Origin of the sequence: Neobacillus drentensis, from assembly GCF_036966985.1 — a bacterium.
In the GTDB taxonomy this organism is placed as follows: domain Bacteria; phylum Bacillota; class Bacilli; order Bacillales; family Cytobacillaceae; genus Neobacillus; species Neobacillus drentensis_E.
The window spans coordinates 1-3,076 of sequence record NZ_JBALSN010000349.1; the positions used below are offsets into that span (position 1 = coordinate 1).

General features: G+C 37.4%; 4 protein-coding genes. All 4 read right to left on the reverse strand.

Features of this window, described 5'->3' with window-relative positions:
* Window positions 1-38: 38 nt before the first annotated feature.
* Window positions 39-674, reverse strand: a complete 636-nt coding sequence (locus V7659_RS21430; RefSeq protein WP_335542098.1) for an HAAS signaling domain-containing protein — start codon at window positions 672-674, stop codon at window positions 39-41.
* The gene (locus V7659_RS21435; protein WP_335542100.1) at window positions 655-1,002 is read right to left on the reverse strand and encodes a PadR family transcriptional regulator; all 348 of its coding nucleotides are present in this window, start codon (window positions 1,000-1,002) and stop codon (window positions 655-657) included. The genes V7659_RS21430 and V7659_RS21435 overlap by 20 nt, the downstream gene beginning before the upstream one ends.
* A gap of 111 nt (window positions 1,003-1,113) precedes the next feature.
* Entirely contained in the window at window positions 1,114-1,287 is a 174-nt protein-coding gene (locus V7659_RS21440; RefSeq protein ID WP_335542101.1) for a hypothetical protein, read from the reverse strand.
* Between the two features lie 93 nt (window positions 1,288-1,380).
* Complete coding sequence (locus V7659_RS21445) at window positions 1,381-2,823, reverse strand: amino acid permease (protein WP_335542103.1); 1,443 nt, start codon at window positions 2,821-2,823, stop codon at window positions 1,381-1,383.
* Window positions 2,824-3,076: the final 253 nt, after the last annotated feature.

Consider the following 3,076-nt stretch of genomic DNA (forward strand, 5'->3'; position numbering starts at 1 on the left):
ATATATAGTTTTACTAGGTATGTATTCAAAAAAAATGCTTATACCGAAGCTTTTCTCCCCCACCGGTAGCCAATCCAGCTGATTGGATATAAGATGATGGTAAAAATGATACAAGCAATTATAAACGTTTTCGTTAACAATGGGGCAAACCAAGAATGTGGAATAATTTGAAACACGGTAAGAACCATTAAGATTAAATTTGGAATAAGGGAAAGTAGAAACGTTTTATTAAGGAGCACCCTCCCGTTATGACCAAATCCCTTTCCAATTTCATATCCTAACAAGGCCCAAAAAAACAGATACAAAATAGCAATCAAGGTGGGAATCGCTGTCAGGTGGTTCCAAGCAGCCGTTATCCATTTCCATTGATAGACATTGTGAGCCAGGGTGAGTAAACTCCCACCTCCGAAAAAAAGTACATTTAAAAGGATAAACAGCCACTTCATATTGCTGGGAGTGACAGAAAACTCATCTCTCCATATTTGGATAATTTCTTTTGGCGTGCCTAGGCGGGATACAATTAAATCATAAACTATATCCTCATCCCGAATTCCCGATTCAATCAGAATTTCATCAATATGTGACTCGTATTCACGGAGAATATCTTCTTTATCTAAATGGTCTCCTATTCCCTTTGCCAACTCATTCAAAAACCTATTCTTCGGCCGTTCCATGCTTCGGTCTCCCTATCACCTTGTTCATCACTTTAACAAAGTCCTGCCATTCACGTGTTTTTTCACCCAATAATTCCTTTCCTGCTTCTGTAATCTTGTAGTACTTACGGGCTGGCCCCTTTTCCTGCTCCTGCCAATAACACTCAATGTATTCTTGCTTCTCAAGTTTATGAAGTGCAGGATACAAAGTTCCCTCTTTTACACTTAAATCATTATCACTTCGTTGTTCCAGCTCTTTCACGAGTTCGTAGCCATACATATCGCGTTCGTTTAATAGCTGAAGAAGGATTAAGGAAGTACTGCCCTTTACTAATTCGCGGTTAAACATTTTATCACCTACCTAGATATTTTAGGTACATAGAAATTCTATACTGAATCCTTCTTATTGTAAATAGCTAAAAAAAATAGTGACGATGTTTCCATCGCCACAAATCTTTCCTCACTTTACTCTTCCGTTATTTCTCAGTACCTTAATGTTTTGGTCACGCTCGCCTCCATCAGATAATTCCTCTGAAAATTCATGTTTTGCTTCGTCTCCAACTAATTCACCTTGCTTGATGGTCCTTGGTGGCAAATTATTATTAGGTGCCGCTTGTTCATTCCAATCTCCCATTACTATCACCTCGATACATAGTATTTAAAGTTTTGGTTTATCTTATCCAAAAAACAAAACGCTTGGAAAAAATCCAAGCGTTTTACAAAGTAATTAGATCACCATTTTTTTATTTTCGTTCAGTTCAATTTCGTGTTCATCAACCGTATCCTGTTCTCGAAGCTTTTTAATTCTAAAATGGTAAATCAAGTAACAGGCACCCACAAATGGAACTCCTAAATAAAGAGCTAAACGTTGTGCTGGATCAAATGCTAAACTTACGAGAACGGAAACGTTTAATACTAAGCCGATAAGTGGTAAAACTGGGTAAAGTGGTGTTTTGAACTTAAGGTCTGCTACTTTTCCACCTTCACGGATAAACCTTCTACGGAAGGCGATTTGTGAAGCAGTAATGGAAATCCAGCCAACCTGAGCACCTAAACCAGCTACGGAAAGAAGCCACATAAATACTGTTTCTTCTGCAAAAAAACCTGAAAGTAGTGATAATAAAGCAATACCAAGGGTGAAAAGTAGTGCATTAATCGGTACGCCTCGTTTATTTACTTTTGTTAGGATAGGACTAGCCATTTTTTCTTTTGACATCGCATACAACATCCGGGTTCCTGCATATAAGCCAGAGTTCCCAACTGAAAGCAGTGCTGTAAGGATAACAAAATTCATAATATCTGCAGCGTACGGAATTCCGATACTATCAAATACAACAACAAATGGACTTTCAACAACCCCTGCTTTGTTCATTGGAATTAAACTAGATACAACAAATATCGCTAATACAAAGAAGACAAGGGTACGCCATACAGTTTGTTTAATCGATTTTGGGATGGTCTTTTCTGGATTTTCACTTTCCCCTGCAGCTATCCCAATCAATTCCGTTCCTTGGAAAGAAAAATTAACCGCGATCATGGTAACAATTAATGCTGAAAATCCGTTAGGTAAAAGACCATGTGCTGTAAAATTAGATAAAAATGGTGCAGCTTGACCGCCATTCATGTCAATTAATCCAAACATGGCAGCGCCACCTAATGCTATAAACAGAATAATTGCTAAAATTTTTATACTTGAAAACCAAAATTCTGCTTCCCCAAATGCTTTTGCAGATAGAGCATTGAGTAAGAATAAAATAACTGCAAAAATGCCACTCCAAATCCAAACTTGTACATCAGGAAACCATCTTTGCATAAGTTGCCCAGCAGATAGGAACTCTAATGCAACCGTGACGGACCAACCTAACCAATATAGCCAGCCGAGTGCAAATCCTGTTCCTGGGCCAATAAATTTTGTCGTATACGTTTGGAACGAGCCTGAAACAGGCATGGCTACAGACAATTCTCCGAGACAAAGCATGGTTAAAAACATGATAAAACCGCCAACAATATAGGCGAGAATGGCACCTATTGGGCCAGCCTGACTGATTGTATAACCTGAACCCAAGAATAAACCTGAACCGATTACTCCCCCCAAAGAGATCATAAATAAATGTCTCGTCTTCATCGTTCGTTTTAATTCATGGTTTGAACTGTTTTCCTGCAAATTCATTAAATTTCCCCCTTCTCCCCAAACAAAGAATACGCTTCCAAACTTTCAATACCCAAAATAGTAGGATAATCTTTTGCTAAAGGCATTAATGATAAAACCTTTGCATTAGAAATTATAGAGAAATAGTAGTCTATTAACAACAGACAATAATTTCTAAATTATCACTATATTTTTATTAAAGAAAAATGCAAGTTTTGTGCCAAAATTAAAATCACTTAAAATGTGTACATTCTTTGAACAAACAAGCAAAATA

What these genes read in the sequence shown, in the direction of transcription:
- V7659_RS21445 (WP_335542103.1), bottom strand. Translation starts at nt 2,823, where the DNA reads ATGAATTTGCAGGAAAACAGTTCAAACCATGAATTAAAACGAACGATG.
- V7659_RS21435 (WP_335542100.1), bottom strand. Translation starts at nt 1,002, where the DNA reads ATGTTTAACCGCGAATTAGTAAAGGGCAGTACTTCCTTAATCCTTCTT.
- V7659_RS21440 (WP_335542101.1), bottom strand. Translation starts at nt 1,287, where the DNA reads ATGGGAGATTGGAATGAACAAGCGGCACCTAATAATAATTTGCCACCA.
- V7659_RS21430 (WP_335542098.1), bottom strand. Translation starts at nt 674, where the DNA reads ATGGAACGGCCGAAGAATAGGTTTTTGAATGAGTTGGCAAAGGGAATA.